Here is a 285-nt window from a genome sequence, read left to right on the forward strand (position 1 = left end):
ATAATGTTAATCCGGGTTTTCAAGTTGGTACAGGTAGTTTTGATGGTATTTTTTCGGCAGGATATAATTATGCTGGTAATAAAATAGGTGTAAATACACTGCTTTCATATTATTTAAAAGGTGAAAATAAAAACGAATATAAGTTTGGAGATCAAGTTAGTTTTTCAACCAATGTTTATACAGTTTTTAAAACCAAAAAGATAAATATTATGCCTTTTTTAGGCCTTTCGGGTGATAGTTATAGTGAAATTAAGCAGTACAATGAAACCCTTAATGATACCAATG

Annotated in this window: 1 pseudogene; it reads left to right on the top strand. The window is 29.1% G+C overall.

What is annotated here, in order from left to right:
• Positions 1 to 285: pseudogene (locus FUA24_RS17145) on the top strand (hypothetical protein); the annotation flags it as partial.

The sequence above is a fragment of the Seonamhaeicola marinus genome (assembly GCF_008085455.1).